This is a genomic window from Pseudomonas sp. R11-23-07 (genome assembly GCF_003852295.1).
Taxonomy (GTDB): domain Bacteria; phylum Pseudomonadota; class Gammaproteobacteria; order Pseudomonadales; family Pseudomonadaceae; genus Aquipseudomonas.
In genome coordinates this window covers 2,083,805-2,098,093 of sequence record NZ_CP027761.1, presented here as the reverse complement: position 1 = coordinate 2,098,093, position 14,289 = coordinate 2,083,805, and the positions used below count along the sequence as shown (strand labels likewise).

14 protein-coding genes and 3 pseudogenes are annotated in these 14,289 nt (G+C 61.4%); 7 read left to right on the top strand and 10 right to left on the bottom strand.

The genetic code is table 11. From position 1 onward, the window contains the following. The first annotated feature begins 150 nt into the window (after positions 1 to 150). A complete protein-coding gene (sstT, locus tag C4J84_RS09685; RefSeq protein ID WP_124435230.1) occupies positions 151 to 1,371 on the top strand; it encodes a serine/threonine transporter SstT in 1,221 nt (406 codons plus the stop codon). Between the two features lie 64 nt (positions 1,372 to 1,435). On the opposite strand, the gene C4J84_RS09680 is transcribed toward sstT, so the two are convergent. After that, positions 1,436 to 1,945 carry a DUF1993 family protein gene (locus C4J84_RS09680; RefSeq protein ID WP_124362113.1) on the bottom strand — a complete coding sequence of 170 codons (510 nt, stop codon included), beginning with the start codon at positions 1,943 to 1,945 and terminating at the stop codon, positions 1,436 to 1,438. Between the two features lie 115 nt (positions 1,946 to 2,060). Here C4J84_RS09680 and C4J84_RS09675 point away from each other — a divergent pair. After that, positions 2,061 to 2,710 (top strand): annotated as a pseudogene (locus tag C4J84_RS09675) (YceH family protein). A 58-nt stretch (positions 2,711 to 2,768) separates the two neighbouring features. Here C4J84_RS09675 and C4J84_RS09670 read toward each other — a convergent pair. Beyond that, positions 2,769 to 3,587 (bottom strand): shikimate 5-dehydrogenase, encoded by an 819-nt coding sequence (locus C4J84_RS09670; RefSeq protein WP_124370269.1) that lies wholly within the window; start codon positions 3,585 to 3,587, stop codon positions 2,769 to 2,771. A 156-nt stretch (positions 3,588 to 3,743) separates the two neighbouring features. Here C4J84_RS09670 and C4J84_RS09665 point away from each other — a divergent pair, with 156 nt between their 5' ends. From C4J84_RS09665 to C4J84_RS26255, 3 genes are all read left to right on the top strand, one after another. Further along, entirely contained in the window at positions 3,744 to 4,103 is a 360-nt protein-coding gene (locus C4J84_RS09665) for a hypothetical protein (RefSeq protein ID WP_124362110.1), read from the top strand. A 231-nt stretch (positions 4,104 to 4,334) separates the two neighbouring features. Beyond that, on the top strand, positions 4,335 to 4,529 hold the full coding sequence (locus C4J84_RS09660; protein ID WP_033899765.1) for a hypothetical protein: 195 nt from the start codon (positions 4,335 to 4,337) through the stop codon (positions 4,527 to 4,529). Between the two features lie 91 nt (positions 4,530 to 4,620). After that, positions 4,621 to 4,797 carry a hypothetical protein gene (locus C4J84_RS26255; RefSeq protein ID WP_164484521.1) on the top strand — a complete coding sequence of 59 codons (177 nt, stop codon included), beginning with the start codon at positions 4,621 to 4,623 and terminating at the stop codon, positions 4,795 to 4,797. On the opposite strand, the gene C4J84_RS09655 is transcribed toward C4J84_RS26255, so the two are convergent. Next, on the bottom strand, positions 4,794 to 5,861 hold the full coding sequence (locus tag C4J84_RS09655; protein ID WP_124362109.1) for an AI-2E family transporter: 1,068 nt from the start codon (positions 5,859 to 5,861) through the stop codon (positions 4,794 to 4,796). The genes C4J84_RS26255 and C4J84_RS09655 overlap by 4 nt on opposite strands. Before the next feature lie 175 nt (positions 5,862 to 6,036). Between C4J84_RS09655 and yegQ the strand changes: the two genes are divergently transcribed. Continuing rightward, the gene (gene yegQ, locus C4J84_RS09650; RefSeq protein WP_124435229.1) at positions 6,037 to 7,350 is read left to right on the top strand and encodes a tRNA 5-hydroxyuridine modification protein YegQ; all 1,314 of its coding nucleotides are present in this window, start codon (positions 6,037 to 6,039) and stop codon (positions 7,348 to 7,350) included. 1 nt (position 7,351) lies between these two features. On the opposite strand, the gene C4J84_RS26710 is transcribed toward yegQ, so the two are convergent. The 3 genes and pseudogenes from C4J84_RS26710 to C4J84_RS09640 all read right to left on the bottom strand — a co-directional run bounded on the left by C4J84_RS26710 (position 7,352) and on the right by C4J84_RS09640 (position 10,524). Continuing rightward, complete coding sequence (locus C4J84_RS26710) at positions 7,352 to 8,107, bottom strand: methyl-accepting chemotaxis protein (RefSeq protein WP_370004746.1); 756 nt, start codon at positions 8,105 to 8,107, stop codon at positions 7,352 to 7,354. 102 nt (positions 8,108 to 8,209) lie between these two features. Beyond that, a pseudogene (locus C4J84_RS26705) lies at positions 8,210 to 9,031 on the bottom strand (cache domain-containing protein); the annotation flags it as partial. 173 nt (positions 9,032 to 9,204) lie between these two features. Further along, complete coding sequence (locus C4J84_RS09640; protein WP_164487793.1) at positions 9,205 to 10,524, bottom strand: Na+/H+ antiporter family protein; 1,320 nt, start codon at positions 10,522 to 10,524, stop codon at positions 9,205 to 9,207. A gap of 925 nt (positions 10,525 to 11,449) precedes the next feature. Here C4J84_RS09640 and C4J84_RS26700 point away from each other — a divergent pair. Beyond that, positions 11,450 to 11,545, top strand: a pseudogene (locus C4J84_RS26700) (N-acetyltransferase); the annotation flags it as partial. Positions 11,546 to 11,607: 62 nt separating this feature from the next. Here the strand turns inward: C4J84_RS26700 and C4J84_RS09635 are convergent. From C4J84_RS09635 to C4J84_RS09620, 4 genes are read right to left on the bottom strand one after another with little or no spacing between them, the layout of a single operon-like run. Beyond that, the gene (locus tag C4J84_RS09635; RefSeq protein WP_124370265.1) at positions 11,608 to 12,921 is read right to left on the bottom strand and encodes a sensor histidine kinase; all 1,314 of its coding nucleotides are present in this window, start codon (positions 12,919 to 12,921) and stop codon (positions 11,608 to 11,610) included. Next, a complete protein-coding gene (locus C4J84_RS09630; RefSeq protein ID WP_124370264.1) occupies positions 12,918 to 13,586 on the bottom strand; it encodes a response regulator transcription factor in 669 nt (222 codons plus the stop codon). The genes C4J84_RS09635 and C4J84_RS09630 overlap by 4 nt, the downstream gene beginning before the upstream one ends. After that, entirely contained in the window at positions 13,586 to 13,897 is a 312-nt protein-coding gene (locus C4J84_RS09625; protein WP_124429214.1) for a PepSY domain-containing protein, read from the bottom strand. Before C4J84_RS09625 ends, C4J84_RS09630 begins: the two co-directional genes overlap by 1 nt. Then, the gene (locus C4J84_RS09620; protein ID WP_124403649.1) at positions 13,897 to 14,199 is read right to left on the bottom strand and encodes a PepSY domain-containing protein; all 303 of its coding nucleotides are present in this window, start codon (positions 14,197 to 14,199) and stop codon (positions 13,897 to 13,899) included. The genes C4J84_RS09625 and C4J84_RS09620 overlap by 1 nt, the downstream gene beginning before the upstream one ends. Between the last annotated feature and the right edge of the window lie 90 nt (positions 14,200 to 14,289).

The window sequence follows — 14,289 nt, the reverse complement described above, 5'->3', positions numbered from 1 at the left end:
CGCCGATGAATCCAAATCCGACAGTGCGGGTGACGGAATGACGCAGCGAACGGGACTCGTCCTACAGCATGTTAGACTTCGCGCCTGCTGCCTACAGTACTTTCTCCTTGCAATGCTGTGCCCTACTAAAAAAATCAGAGACAACTGTTTATGACTGCTGCCCCTTCCCTGCTGCAACGTTTAACGCGCGCCAGCCTGGTCACCCAAATTATCATCGGCCTGATCGCCGGGATTCTGCTGGCCCTGTTGTTGCCTGAGGCCGCCAAGGCCACCGGGTTTATCGGCAAAGTGTTCGTCACGGCGCTGAAGGCCGTCGCGCCGATCCTGGTGTTCGTGCTGGTGATGGCGTCTATCGCCAATCATAAACACGGCCAGGAAACCCATATCCGGCCGATCCTGTTCCTGTATCTGCTGGGTACCTTTGCCGCTGCCGTGGTTGCGGTGGTTGCCAGCATGCTGTTTCCGTCGTCCCTGGTCCTGGCCACCCATGACGCCACCGTGAGCGCTCCCGGCGGTATCGGCGAGGTGCTGCAAAGCCTGCTGCTGAGCGTGGTCGATAACCCGGTCAGCGCACTGATGAATGCCAATTTCATCGGCATCCTGGCCTGGGCCATCGGCATGGGCATTGCCATTCGCCATGCCGGCGAAACCACCCGCACGGTGCTCGATGACCTGTCCAACGGTGTGACGCTGATCGTGCGCTTGGTGATCCGTTTTGCCCCGCTGGGGATCTTCGGCCTGGTCGCCTCGACCCTGGCCACCTCCGGCTTCGGCGCCCTGCTCGGCTATGCCCACCTGCTGGTGGTGCTGATCGGCTGCATGCTGTTCGTGGCGCTGGTGGTCAACCCGGCCATCGTATTCTGGAAACTGCGCCGTAACCCGTATCCGCTGGTGCTGCTGTGCCTGCGCGAAAGCGGTATTACCGCGTTCTTCACCCGCAGTTCGGCGGCGAATATTCCGGTGAACCTGGCGCTGAGCAAACGCCTGGGCCTGCATGAAGACACCTACTCGGTATCGATCCCGCTTGGGGCCACGATCAATATGGCCGGTGCCGCGATCACCATTACGGTGCTGACCCTGGCGGCCGTGCATACGCTGGGCATTGCCGTAGACCTGCCCACCGCCGTGCTGCTCAGTGTGGTCGCGGCCATTTGCGCCTGCGGGGCTTCGGGCGTGGCCGGTGGTTCGCTGCTGTTGATTCCGCTGGCGTGCAGCCTGTTCGGCATTCCGAGCGAGATCGCCATGCAGGTGGTGGCAGTAGGTTTCATCATCGGCGTGCTGCAGGATTCGGCGGAAACCGCGCTCAACTCGTCCACCGATGTGCTGTTCACTGCGGCGGCGTGCCTGGACAAGGATGAACGGTTGGCTTGAACGCCAGCTGTAAAAAAGCCCGGGCCGTTCATTGAAGAACGCACCCGGGCTTTTTAGTGGGTGCTTAGAAAGCGCCCATGTAATCACGCTTGCCCACTTCAACGCCGTTGTGGCGCAGCAAGGCGTAAGCGGTAGTGACGTGGAAGAAGAACTGCGGCAGGCCGTAGGTCAGCAGGTAGGACTGGCCGCTGAAGCGCTTCTCTTTCGGGGTGCCTGGGCGGGTGACGATTTCGATGCCTTCCTTGCCGTCGATCTGCTCGGGCTTGATGGTATCGACGAAGGCCAGCACCTTGGCGATCAGCGCTTGCAGGTCGGCGAAGGTGACTTCGCTGTCTTCGTACTTCGGCACTTCGATCTCGGCCAGGCGCGCGGAAACGCCCTTGGCGAAGTCGACGGCGATCTGCACCTGGCGCACCAGCGCGAACATATCCGGGAACAGGCGCGCTTGCAGCAGAGCGTTCGGCTCGATGTTCTTGGCGGTGGCGTGGGCTTCGGCTTTGTTCAGCACATCGCTGAGGGCGTTGAGCATTTGCTTGAAGACTGGGATAGAAGCGGCATACAGGGAAATAGTCATGTCAGTCTCGTGGTAATGGCAGGGTTGGAACCAGCGACGATTATAGCCATGCCTGCCGCTTGTCTTTTATTTTTTCCGGCTTAGGCTAGTGGATTCACTGCATAGGGAAAGCGCGATGACCGCCGAGCACGATACCGACACGCCTGAGCCGCGCCTGAATAGCACGGAAATCCGCATCCTGGGCTGCCTGATCGAAAAACAGGCGACCAACCCGGAAACCTACCCCCTTACCCTCAACGCCCTGGTGCTGGCGTGCAACCAGAAGACCAGCCGGGAACCGGTGACCAATCTCAGCCAGGGCCAGGTCGGCCAGAGCTTGCGCGTGCTGGAAGGCCAGGGTTATACCCGGCTGGTCATGGGCAGCCGCGCCGACCGCTGGGAACACCGCGTGGACAAGGCGCTGGAACTGGTGCCCGCGCAAATGATCCTGATCGGGCTGCTGTTCCTGCGCGGCCCGCAGACGGTCAATGAGTTGCTGACGCGCAGCGGGCGCATGCATGATTTTGAGGATGCCGAGCAGGTGGTGCACCAACTCGAACGCCTGATTGCACGGGGCCTGGCGCTATTGGTGCCGCGCCAGGCGGGGCAGCGCGAGGACCGGTATACCCATGCGCTGGGGACCCGACGGATATCGAAACGATTATTGCCGCGCGCGGTAACCCGGTGGAGCGCGGCGGCGGGGGCGTCTCCGTCGAGCGTATCGAGGAGCTGGAAGCGCGAATTGCGGCGCTGGAAGAACGCCTGGCGCAGTTGGAACAGGCCTGACGAGGGTCCCACCGGAGAGCGGGGTTGCCCGCTCTGCCGGTTGGCGCTGCGCAGCGTATCAGCTTCGGGCGAACGCCACGGCCGCCTGAAATTGCTCCGGTGTAGGACGCACGCCGGTATACAACACAAACTGCTCCAACGCCTGGATCGCAATCACTTCAAGGCCGGTAATCACCCGCTTGCCCTGGGCACGCCCGCGCACGATCAACGGGGTTTCAGCGGGGATCGCCACGACATCGAACACCGTCTCGGCTTGATCAACGGCATCGGCTTCAAACGCCAACTGATCCGCCTCTGCCCCGCCGGTCATGCCAATCGGTGTCACGTTAACCAGCATGCGTGGGCGCAACCCGCCCAGTTCAGCCTGCCACTCATACCCCAGGTTACGTGCGAGCGCCCTGCCCGCCACCTCATTGCGCGCCACGATCACGCCATTGGCGTAACCGCCGTCACGCAAGGCGCTGGCCACGGCCTTGGCCATGCCGCCGCTGCCGCGCAGGGCGAAGCTTGAGTCCTTCGGTACCTGGTGTTTTTTCAGCAGTTGCTCGACGGCAATGTAGTCGGTGTTGTACGCCTTGAGACGGCCGCCGGTGTTGACGATGGTGTTCAGGGAATCGATGGCTTGAACCGAATCGTCCAGTTCGTCCACTAAAGCGATGGCAGCCTCCTTGAACGGCATCGACACGCCGCAACCCCGGATGCCCAGCGCCCGTATGCCACCGATCGCGCCGGGCAGATCCTGGCTGCTGAAGGCTTTATAGTAAAAATTCAGGCCCAGCTGCTCATACAGATGGTTATGGAAGCGCAGGCCGAAATTCCCGGGACGCGCCGACAGTGACATGCACAGTTGGGTGTCCTTGTTGGGGTGCATCTGCATGGGTAGCTCCTTGAAGTAAGCAAATCGGTACAGACCTTACACAACCTTTACCTACCAGCTGTGCTGTTTTTCAGAAATACGTTGTCTTAAAAGTATCCCCGCGACAATCCTTGAGTCTATTGATTGCAGACCACAAGCGCAGGGGCTAACCGAGGAATGACCATGATGCGTAAAGTCCCCAGGATCGCCTTGCTTATTGGCGCACTCGCGATGGCAGGCCAAGCCTCCGCCCACGGTGGTGGTTGGGGCGGCCCGGCCGTATTGGGTGCTCTTGTCGGTGCAGCCGTTGTCGGCTCCGTGGTTGCCAGCCAGCCGCGTGAGGTCTATGTGCAGCAACCGGTGTACGTCCAGCCGCAGCCGGTGTATGCCGCTCCGCCGCCGGTCTACTACGCACCGCCACCACCGGTGTACGTGCAGCAACAGGTTTATTACCGTCCGGCGCCGGTCTATTACGGCCCGCCACGGGGTTATGGCTACTATGGCCCGCCCCACGGCTACTACCGCCACGGCTGGTAACACATGGCTGTACATGCAACAGGCCTCGCCCACACGCGGGGCCTTTTTTTGCCTGAAACGTCTGGATTTATCTTGCCAAGGTCGTTGTGAGGACAACGCTCGGGCGGCAATCCCACATGATCCGGTTGGGATCTCCTCTTGCTCGACTGGTACGAACGCTGTCATGTTTGTGTCACGAGCCCGTTTCACTATCGACCTTGTCCACCCAATAACAATTACGGACGATTGACCATGCCTACACAAAATCCGCATCGCACCGCTGGCCTCTGCACATCCAGCAAGGTTTATAGTGCCCTGACCGAACTCAAGCACCTGGAAGGCCACCGCAGCGCGAAGTTCCTGGCATTACTGGCAGAGAACCTGGTGCGCAAGGGCCTGCTCAGTGAACAGGAAGTTGTGCACATGCTCGACCAGGTGGTGGACTGACGCCTGGCGTTGATGTTGACTATCGAGCCAGGTGATTTTTCCCGGGCGCGATCGCACCGTAAGGTGACCTCCATAACGTTTGGAGGTACTTATGCCCACTGTTCAGATCATGTCCGTCATCGGCAGCGCCGTTCCCGCCCCTCTTCGCAAGCTGGGCTTGCTCGCCTGCTGGTACGTAGTACGCGATGGCGAGCCTATCAGCGGCCCGCTCACTTCGTTATCCGACGCCCAACTGCAACTGGCTGCCAACTACAGGCTTGAAGCCTAGGGCAACGGCAATTTGACGCGCGGCTTGGTTTCCACGAACAACGCCCAGCAGGAAATGAACAGCGCCGCGACCAGCGGCCCGATCACGAAGCCGTTCAGGCCGAACACCGACAGGCCGCCCAGCGTCGAGATCAGGATCAGGTAGTCCGGCATCTTGGTGTCCTTGCCCACCAGAATCGGGCGCAGTACGTTGTCCACCAGGCCGATCACGAACACGCCGAACAGCGCCAGCACCACGCCCTGCCAGATCGACCCGCTCAACAGGAAGTAGGCGGCCACCGGCCCCCATACAATCCCGGCGCCCACCGCAGGCAGCAGGGATAGAAACGCCATCAATACCGCCCAGAGCAACGCGCTGGGAATATCCAGGAACCAGAAAATAAAGCCCCCCAGCGCACCTTGAGTGACGGCCACCAGCACGTTGCCCTTGACCGTGGCTCGCACCACCCGGTTGAACTTGAGTTGCAGGCGGCGCTTTTGCGGCTCGGCCAATGGCACCGCCGTGCGCACCTTGCGTACCAGTTCCGGGCCGTCGCGCAGCAGGAAGAACAGCAGGTAGAGCATGATGAAAAAGCTCACCAGGAAATCGAACGTACCCTGGCCGAAGCTGAACGCCTGTGTGGCGAAGAACTGGCTGCCCTGCATCGCACCTTTCACCACCTTTTCCCGCAGCCCTTCCAGGTTGCCCATGCCGAAGCGGTCCAGCAGGTGCTGGAAATACGGCGGCAGGAAATGCTTGAACTGCTCGATATAACCGGCCACATCCAACTGGCCGCTTTCGACGTTCTTGTAAAGGGTGGCGCCCTCTTGCACCAGCAAGGCGCTGGTAATGATCACCGGCAAAATCGCGATCACCAGGCACACCGTCAAGGTGGTCAGGGAGGTCAGGTTGCGGTTCCAGCCAAAGCGCTGCTGCAGGCGGCGCTGCATGGGCGCGAAGATGATGCCGAGGATCACCGCCCAGAACACCGCGCCGTAGAACGGCAGCAATATCCAGATGAAGGCGACGGTCACCAGGGCCAGCAGTAACAGCAGGGTCTTGAATTGCAGGTTGGTTTGATTCATGTCCGATCCATGTCAAAAAAGCACAGGGCCGGTGTCGGCCCTGTTGCTTAGTCCGCAGCGAAACCTGGGAGTGCCCTGGTTGATCGAACAAGCATAGATCGGCTTATCTAGACGTGGGTCAATGCACCACGCCAAGGCCTGCACTACCCTCGCGCCTTTTGCGGCTCACACCTCCATGCTCCCACTGATCGCCCCCGAACTGCTCGCGCCCGCCGGCACGTTGAAGAACATGCGTTACGCCTTTGCCTATGGCGCCGATGCGGTGTACGCCGGCCAGCCGCGCTACAGCCTGCGCGTGCGCAACAATGAATTTGACCACGCCAACCTGGCCCTCGGGATCCAGGAAGCCCATGCACAGGGCAAGCGTTTCTACGTGGTGGTGAACATCGCGCCGCACAATGCCAAGCTGAAAACCTTTCTCAAGGATCTGGCCCCGGTGGTCGCCATGGGCCCGGACGCGCTGATCATGTCTGACCCAGGGCTGATCATGCTGGTGCGCCAGCATTTTGCGCAGATGCCGGTTCACTTGTCGGTTCAAGCCAATACCGTCAACTGGGCCAGTGTGGCGTTCTGGCAACAACAAGGCATCTGCCGGGTGATCCTGTCACGAGAGTTGTCCCTGGAAGAGATCGGCGAGATTCGCCAACACGTGCCGGCCATGGAGCTGGAGGTGTTCGTCCATGGCGCCCTGTGCATGGCCTATTCCGGGCGTTGCCTGCTATCGGGATACATGAACAAGCGCGACGCTAACCAGGGCACCTGCACCAATGCATGTCGATGGAAATACCAGGCCACCCCGGCGGTGGAAAACGCCACGGGTGACATCGTCCAGGCATTCGAACCGACGCTGGGCATCGGCACGCCGACCGACCAGGTATTCCTGTTGCAGGAAGCCAATCGCCCCACTGAGCAGATGCCGGCGTTCGAAGACGAACACGGCACCTACATCATGAACGCCAAGGATCTGCGCGCCGTGCAGCACGTGGAGCGCCTGACCCGCATGGGCGTGCATTCACTGAAGATCGAAGGCCGTACCAAATCGCACTTCTATTGCGCGCGCACCACCCAGGTGTATCGCCGCGCAATTGATGATGCGATGGCCGGTCGCGCCTTTGACCGCCGCTTGATGACCGACCTCGAATCCCTGGCCCAGCGCGGTTACACCGAAGGTTTCCTGCGCCGCCATGTGCACGACGAATACCAGAACTACCAGAACGGCAGCTCCGTCTCCGAGCGCCAGCAGTTTGTGGGTGAGTTGACCGGCGAACGCCGGGGCGAGCTGGCCGAGGTCAAGGTGAAGAACCGCTTTGACGTGGGCAATCAGCTGGAACTGATGACGCCGGCCGGCAACTTTCACTTTGCCCTGGCCACCTTGCATAACGCCAAGGGCGACGCCATCGAGATAGCGCCGGGGGATGGGCACACGGTATATGTGCCCCTGCCGGCCGAGCTGGACCTGGCGTTTGGTTTGCTGATGCGCGACGTGTAGGTCAGATCCTGAACTGGCCCACCAACTGCCCGAGGCGCTGGCCCAAGTCCGCCAGGCTGCGGGAAGTCTGGGCGCCGAGCTGGGTTTCATCGGCCACGCTGTCCACCGCCACGGCAATCTGGTGCACGCTGCGGTTGATCTCTTCCGCCACGGCGGTTTGTTCCTCGGCGGCGCTGGCGATCTGTGCGTTCATCGAGTTGATGGTGCCGATCAACTGGGCCATGGTGTCGAGCGACGCGCCGGCCTGATTGGCCTGGGCCGATGTGCCGTCCCCGGCATCGCTGGAGCGGCGCATGGCATCCACGGCGGCTTCGGTGCCTTTTTGCAGGCGGTCGATCATGCCCTGGATTTCCTGAGTGCTGGTCTGGGTGCGGCTGGCCAGGGCGCGCACTTCATCGGCGACCACCGCAAACCCACGTCCGGCCTCCCCTGCCCGCGCAGCTTCAATTGCCGCGTTGAGCGCCAGCAGGTTGGTTTGTTCGGCAATCGAGCGAATTACGCCCAGCACACTGACAATCGACGACACGTCCTGTTGCAGGCTGTCGAGGGACACACCGCTGCTGCGGATATCGTTCACCAGCGCGTGAATCTGCGCGATGCTGCCGTCTACCACACGCTTGGCGGCCTGGCCCTCGGCATCGGTCTGCTGCGCGGCGACGGCGGCCCCCTGGGCACTGCGCGCCACTTCATGGGCGGCGGACGACATCTGGTTGATCGCGGTGGCGACCTGATCGGTTTCGTGACGCTGGCGTTCCATGGCGGTTTCCGAGCGCTGGGCTTGCTCGGACACCTGGCTCACCAGGCCGGTGAGTTGCGCGGTCATTTCGGTGATCTGGCGGACCAGGCCGTGGATCTTGTCGACAAACCGATTGAACGCGCCGGCCAGGTCGCCGAGTTCATCCTGGCTGGTAATGGCCAGGCGGCGTGTCAAGTCACCTTCACCGGCGGCGATATCGTCCAGGTTGGCCTTCATCAGGCTCAGTGGGCGCAGGATCGTGTTGGCCACCAGCAGGCCGACGGCGGCAATCACCAGCAATACCACGACCGCCAGACCGAGAATGCTCAACAGTACGCCTTCCATGCGTTTCTCTACCTTGGCCTCGACCACCGCAACCTGAGCATCGATGCCATCCAGGTTGACCGAGGTACCGATGACCATGTCCCACTTGGGCAGGTATTCGGTATAGCCGAGCTTGGGCACCAGCTCGGTCTGGCCGGGCTGGGTCGAGCTGTATTGCAGGTAGTGGGTACCGTCCTTGCCGACTTTGACCAGGTCGCGGTTGACGTAGACGCCGTTGGGGTCGCGGTTGTCCTTGAAACTCTTGCCCACGCCGTCCGGGCTGTTGCCCTTGAACAGGCGAATGGTCTCGGAATCGTAGCCGAAGAAATAACCGTCCTTGCCGTAGCTGGTGTTGGACAGCAACTTGACCACCTGCGCCCGCGCTGCCGTATCACCGGGGGCGGCCGCGTCGTAGAACGGCTTGATGGTGGTCAGGGCCACCTCGACATAACTGTGCAGCGTGGCCTTGGCGTCATTGAGCAGACGTTGGCGGGTTTCATCCACTTCGTTGCGCGCCTGGCCCTGAAGTATCCACACGGTGGTCAGGCTGATCACCAGGGCGAACAGCAACACCGGCACTATGGCAAGGGTCAGGACTTTGGCCTTGAGGCTCAGACGCATGGCTTTTCTCTCTTATTAGGGGCGGCTTGAGAGGTTAGCGGCCAAACGTCAATTTTCTAGAGCACTCTCTTGTGGCGAGGGAGCTTGCTCCCGCTCGGGTGCGCAGCGCCCGCCAGCTTTTGGGGCCGCTTCGCAGCCCAGCGGGAGCAAGCTCCCTCGCCACGATGGACGCCTCAGAGCGTCATCGCCGCCAGCCAGCCAAACGCCAGCAGCGGCAGGTTGTAGTGCAGGAAGGTCGGCACCACGGTGTCCCAGATATGATGGTGCTGGCCGTCGATATTCAGGCCGGAGGTCGGCCCGAGGGTGGAGTCCGACGCCGGTGAACCGGCGTCGCCCAAGGCCCCGGCGGTGCCGACGATACATACGATCGCCAGCGGGCTGAAACCCAGTTGCACGCACAACGGCACAAAAATCGCGGCCAGGATCGGCACTGTGGAAAACGACGAACCGATGCCCATGGTCACCAACAGCCCCACCAGCAGCATCAACAGCGCCCCTACCCCACGGCTATGGCCGATGAACGCCGCCGAGGCCTCCACCAGCGAGCGCACATCACCGGTGGCCTTGAGCACTTCGGCAAAGCCCGACGAGGCGATCATGATGAAGCCGATCATCGCCATCATCTTCATGCCTTCGGTGAACAGGTCATCGGTGTCGCGCCAACGCACGATGCCCGACACCGAGAAAATCAGGAACCCGGCCAGCGCACCGATGATCATCGAGTCCAGCCACAGCTGAATGATGAACGCCGAGGCAATCGCCAGGCCGGCGACCAGCAGGGTCAACGGGTTGTACTGCACCGCCACCTGCTCGACACGCTCGATTTTCTCCAGGTCGTACACGCGCTTTTTGCGGTAGCTGATAAACACCGCCACCAGCAGCCCGACCACCATGCCCAGCGCGGGCAGGCTCATGGCGTGGGTCACGTTGACCTGGCTGATGTCCACGCCGCTCTTGGCGACGTTGGCCAGCAGGATCTGGTTGAGGAAGATATTGCCGAAGCCCACCGGCAGGAACATGTAGGGCGTGATCAAGCCGAACGTCATGACGCAAGCGATCAGGCGGCGATCCAGTTGCAGCTTGGTCAAAACATATAACAGCGGCGGCACCAGCAGCGGGATGAACGCGATGTGGATCGGCAGGATGTTCTGCGAAGCAATCGCCACCCCCCACAACAGGCCGATCAACAGCCATTTGACGTGATTGCCGCCGCTGGCTTCCTGGCGATCGACCAGCAACAGCGCTTTGTCCGCCAGGGCATGGGCCAGGCCGGATTTGGCAATCGCCACCGCGAAAGCGCCAAGTAAGGCGTAGGACAACGCCACCGTCGCACCGCCGCCCAAACCGCTGTTAAACGCTTTGAGCGTGGCGTCGATGCCCAAGCCACCGGTCAAGCCGCCCACCAGGGCGCCCACGATGATGGCGATGACCACATGCACGCGGGACAGGCTGAGCACCAGCATGGTGCCGACCGCGGCGATAACAGCGTTAATCATGGTTACCTCAAGACAGAAACATAAAAGACAGGCATGCCCGCGCCTCAGCGGCCATTGAAGGTGCTGCCGGCGTACGGACTCAAAGAGGTCTTATTAGAGGCCGCGCACTTTGCAGCAGCCGGGCGGCCATGTCAAAAAGCGACGCCGTTTTGAGGGTTAAATTGAATGGTGCCCTGGCCAGCAGCACACAAACTGGCGAATCAGCAGCAGGGGCTGATGGGCCAGTTCAGGGTGTAACGACTCTGATCCTGGCGCAGATCCAATGTGGGAGGGGCGGTGCGACGATTCGACTTGCCTCCGATGGCGGTGGGTCAGTCATTGATGTGCTGACGACACTCCCTCATCGGGGCATAGGTATCTACACAACTTTGGCACGGCCCTGAACCTGTGGCGGCTCAGGAGCCGAAACCTCTCTAGCTGACGCCCCGCGTTCCAAATGTGGGAGGGGCGGTGCGACGATTCGACTTGCTCCCGATGGCGGCCTGACAGCCGACCAGGATGTTGGATCAGAGCGAGTACATATCCGTTGCTGCGGTAACGGCTGCTATGGGTTCCGCCCTTACGGCGTCTCACTTTTGAAAAGCGCAAAAGTAAGCAAAACGCTCTTGCCCCACCACTCGGCACCTCGCCTAGGCTCGGTGTGCCCGTAATCCGATAGTGATTTAGGGGGCCGCCGCCACGCGCCATCCATGGCGCGGGGCGGCTAAACCGGCATCCCTGCCGGTTTACCCCCCAAATCACTGTCGAATTCCGGCCAGCGTGGTTTAACGGGGCGCCTAGATCAAAAGCAAGATCACAAGCAAGAGCGGCTCGCTTCGCATCGTGGTTACTTAGACTGCTACAAAGTTGTGTAGATACCCATGCTCATCGGGGGCAAGCCCTAATGCCAGTCAGTTAAGAAGTAGCAGGAGCGAGAACTAACTTGTGGCGAGGGAGCTTGCTCCCGCTGGGGCGCGAAGCGGCCCCAAACAATGGGACTGCTGCGCAGTCCAGCGGGAGCAAGCTCCCTCGCCACAGGTTCGGTGTCGCCTTAACTGACTGGCATTAGGGCAAGCCCCCTCCCACATTTTTAAATCGGCACTACCGCCTGGGCAATTCGATCAACGCTTTGAGCCCGCCCAACTCGCTTTCCTGCAACTGCAACGTCCCGCCCCACACCTCGACGATATCGCGCACGATGCCCAGCCCCAGACCGTGGCCGTCGACCTGCTCATCCAGGCGTGCGCCACGGCTGAACACTTGGTCACGCTGGGTCTCGGGAATGCCGGGGCCATCGTCTTCGACGGCCAGCAGGTAGCTGTGCGGCGTCTCACTCACGCTCAGTCGTACTTCGGCATCCGCCCATTTACAGGCGTTGTCCAGCAGGTTGCCGAGCAACTCGAGCAAATCTTCACGGTCCCAGGGCAGTTGCAGGCCGGGGGCGACGTGGTAGCGCAGGTCCAGGTGTTCGCCGTGGATCATGTTCAGGGTGGCCAACAGCCCCGGCAGTTCTTTTTCACAGTCGAACAACGCCCCCGGCAGGGTTTCGCCAGCCAGGCGCGCGCGATTGAGCTCGCGGTTGAGGCGCTGCTGCACCTGCTCAAGCTGATCGCGCAACAACTTGCTCAACTGCGGCTGATCCCTGAGTGCCTCGCTCGACGCCGCACTCAACATCACCGCCAATGGGGTTTTCAGCGCGTGCCCCAAGTTGCCCAGGGCATTGCGCGAGCGCTTGAGGCTGTCTTCGGTGTGTGCCAGCAAATGGTTGATCTGCGCCACCAGCGGCTCCAGCTCCAGCGGCACCTGGGTGTCCAGTTGCGAACGCTGGCCCTGCTGCAACTGAGCAATCTGATTGCGCGCAGTTTCCAACGGGCGCAAGGCGCGGCGCACGGTGATCCGTTGCAATACCAGCACCACCAGCAATGCCGCCAGCCCCAGTACCAGGCCGATCTGGCGCATCAGGCGAAAGCTTTCCCGTACCGGCGTGTAGTCCTGCGCCACGCTGATGGAGATCGGCAGGCCGAAGCGTTTGTAGTCGGAGCGCAATACCAGCAGTTTCTGGCCTTCAGGCCCCAGTTGCAGGTTGCCCTTGAGCCCGGCCTCGGGGAGCGTCGGCAGTTCCTGGTCCCACAAGGAGCGGGAGCGCCAGTGAGTGTCGGCAAAATCGATGCGGAAGTAATGCCCCGAGAAGGGGCGTTGATAGGCGGGCGACAGGCGATGCTCATCCAACTGTACGCCGTTGGGCCCACGCACCAGCGCCACCAGCAGGTTTTCGCTGTCGTTGCGCAGGCCGGCCTCCAGATAACGCTGCAAACCGGCTTCGAACAGCCACAGGCTGGTTTGCGCCAGCACCACGCCGACGATCACCAGCACGCTGATCAACCCCAGGCTCAAGCGCCGCTGGATCGATTTCATGCAGGGCTGGCGCCAAACCGGTAGCCCTGGCCGCGCCGGGTTTCGATCACGCTGCGCCCCAGCTTGCGGCGCAGATGATTGACGTGGACTTCCAGCACGTTGGAGTCGCGCTCGGTCTCGCCGTCATAAAGATGCTCTGCCAGATGGCTTTTCGACAGGATCTGTTCGGGGTGCAGCATGAAATAACGCAACAGGCGGAACTCGGCGGCCGTGAGCTGGATCTCGTCACCGTCGCGCAGCACGCACTGGCGGCCTTCGTCCAGGTGCAGGCCGGCGGCTTGCAGGGTCGGTTGGTTGGCATGCCCGTGAGACCTTCGTAACAGCGCCTGAATGCGCAGGTGCAGTTCTTCGGGGTGAAACGGCTTGCTCAGGTAATCATCGGCGCCGGCCTTGAGCCCTTCGATACGTTCTGCCCAGGAATCACGTGCCGTCAGCACCAGCACCGGCGTGGCCAGGGCTGCCGCGCGCCATTGCGCCAGCACCTCCAGCCCCGGCAAACCCGGCAGGCCAAGGTCGAGGATAATCAGGTCATAGGGTTCGCTGCGGCCCTGGTACGCCGCGTCGCGCCCGTCGGCCAGCCAGTCGACCGCATAGCCTTGGCGCTGTAGGCCGGCCAGCAGCTCATCGGCCAGCGGGACGTTGTCTTCCACCAGGAGCAGGCGCATCAGTCTTCCTTATCTTTGATCAATGTACCGTTGGTTGCGTCGAGCTTGATTTCGCGCACCACGCCTTCGGTGGTCACCAGTTCCACTTCATAGGCATATTCGCCATGCTTTTTCTCCAGCTCCGCCTCCAGCAGCCGGGCTCCAGGGTAGCGTGACATGGCCGTATGCAACAGGTCCTCCAGAGGCAGGATCACCCCCTGCTGGCGCAGCGCCAAGGCTTCATCCTGATTGAGATCGCGAGCAGCCAGGCTTGAGCAAAAGGCCAGGAGCGCCAGCAGCACCAGACTACCGGCGCGTTGATATAGCGTCATTACGTGTCCTGATGATTCTTGAGAACGTGCCCGGTGAGCGCATCCAATTCAACGTCCCACTCAAGGCCATGGGCATCTTCCAGTTCGACCTGGTAGACGTACTTGCCGTACTCCTCGTCCAGGTCAGTGCCCAGCAAGGTGGAACCCGGATGCAAGGCCAGGGCCGTGGCTTCAAGCTGATCGAAGGCGACAATGGTAACAGTGCCAGGCAATTTCAGCGGTTTGTCGGGGTCCATTGCCCAGCCCTGCGTGACCGAGGATGCAATGATACCGGCGGCGACCAGCGCTGTAAGGCGCTTCATGATGAGTCTCCGTTTCAGGATGTTTTTCCTACACCTGATCACGGTACGCGCGGCAACTTAACTGAAACTGAATTGCCACCATGGCAATTT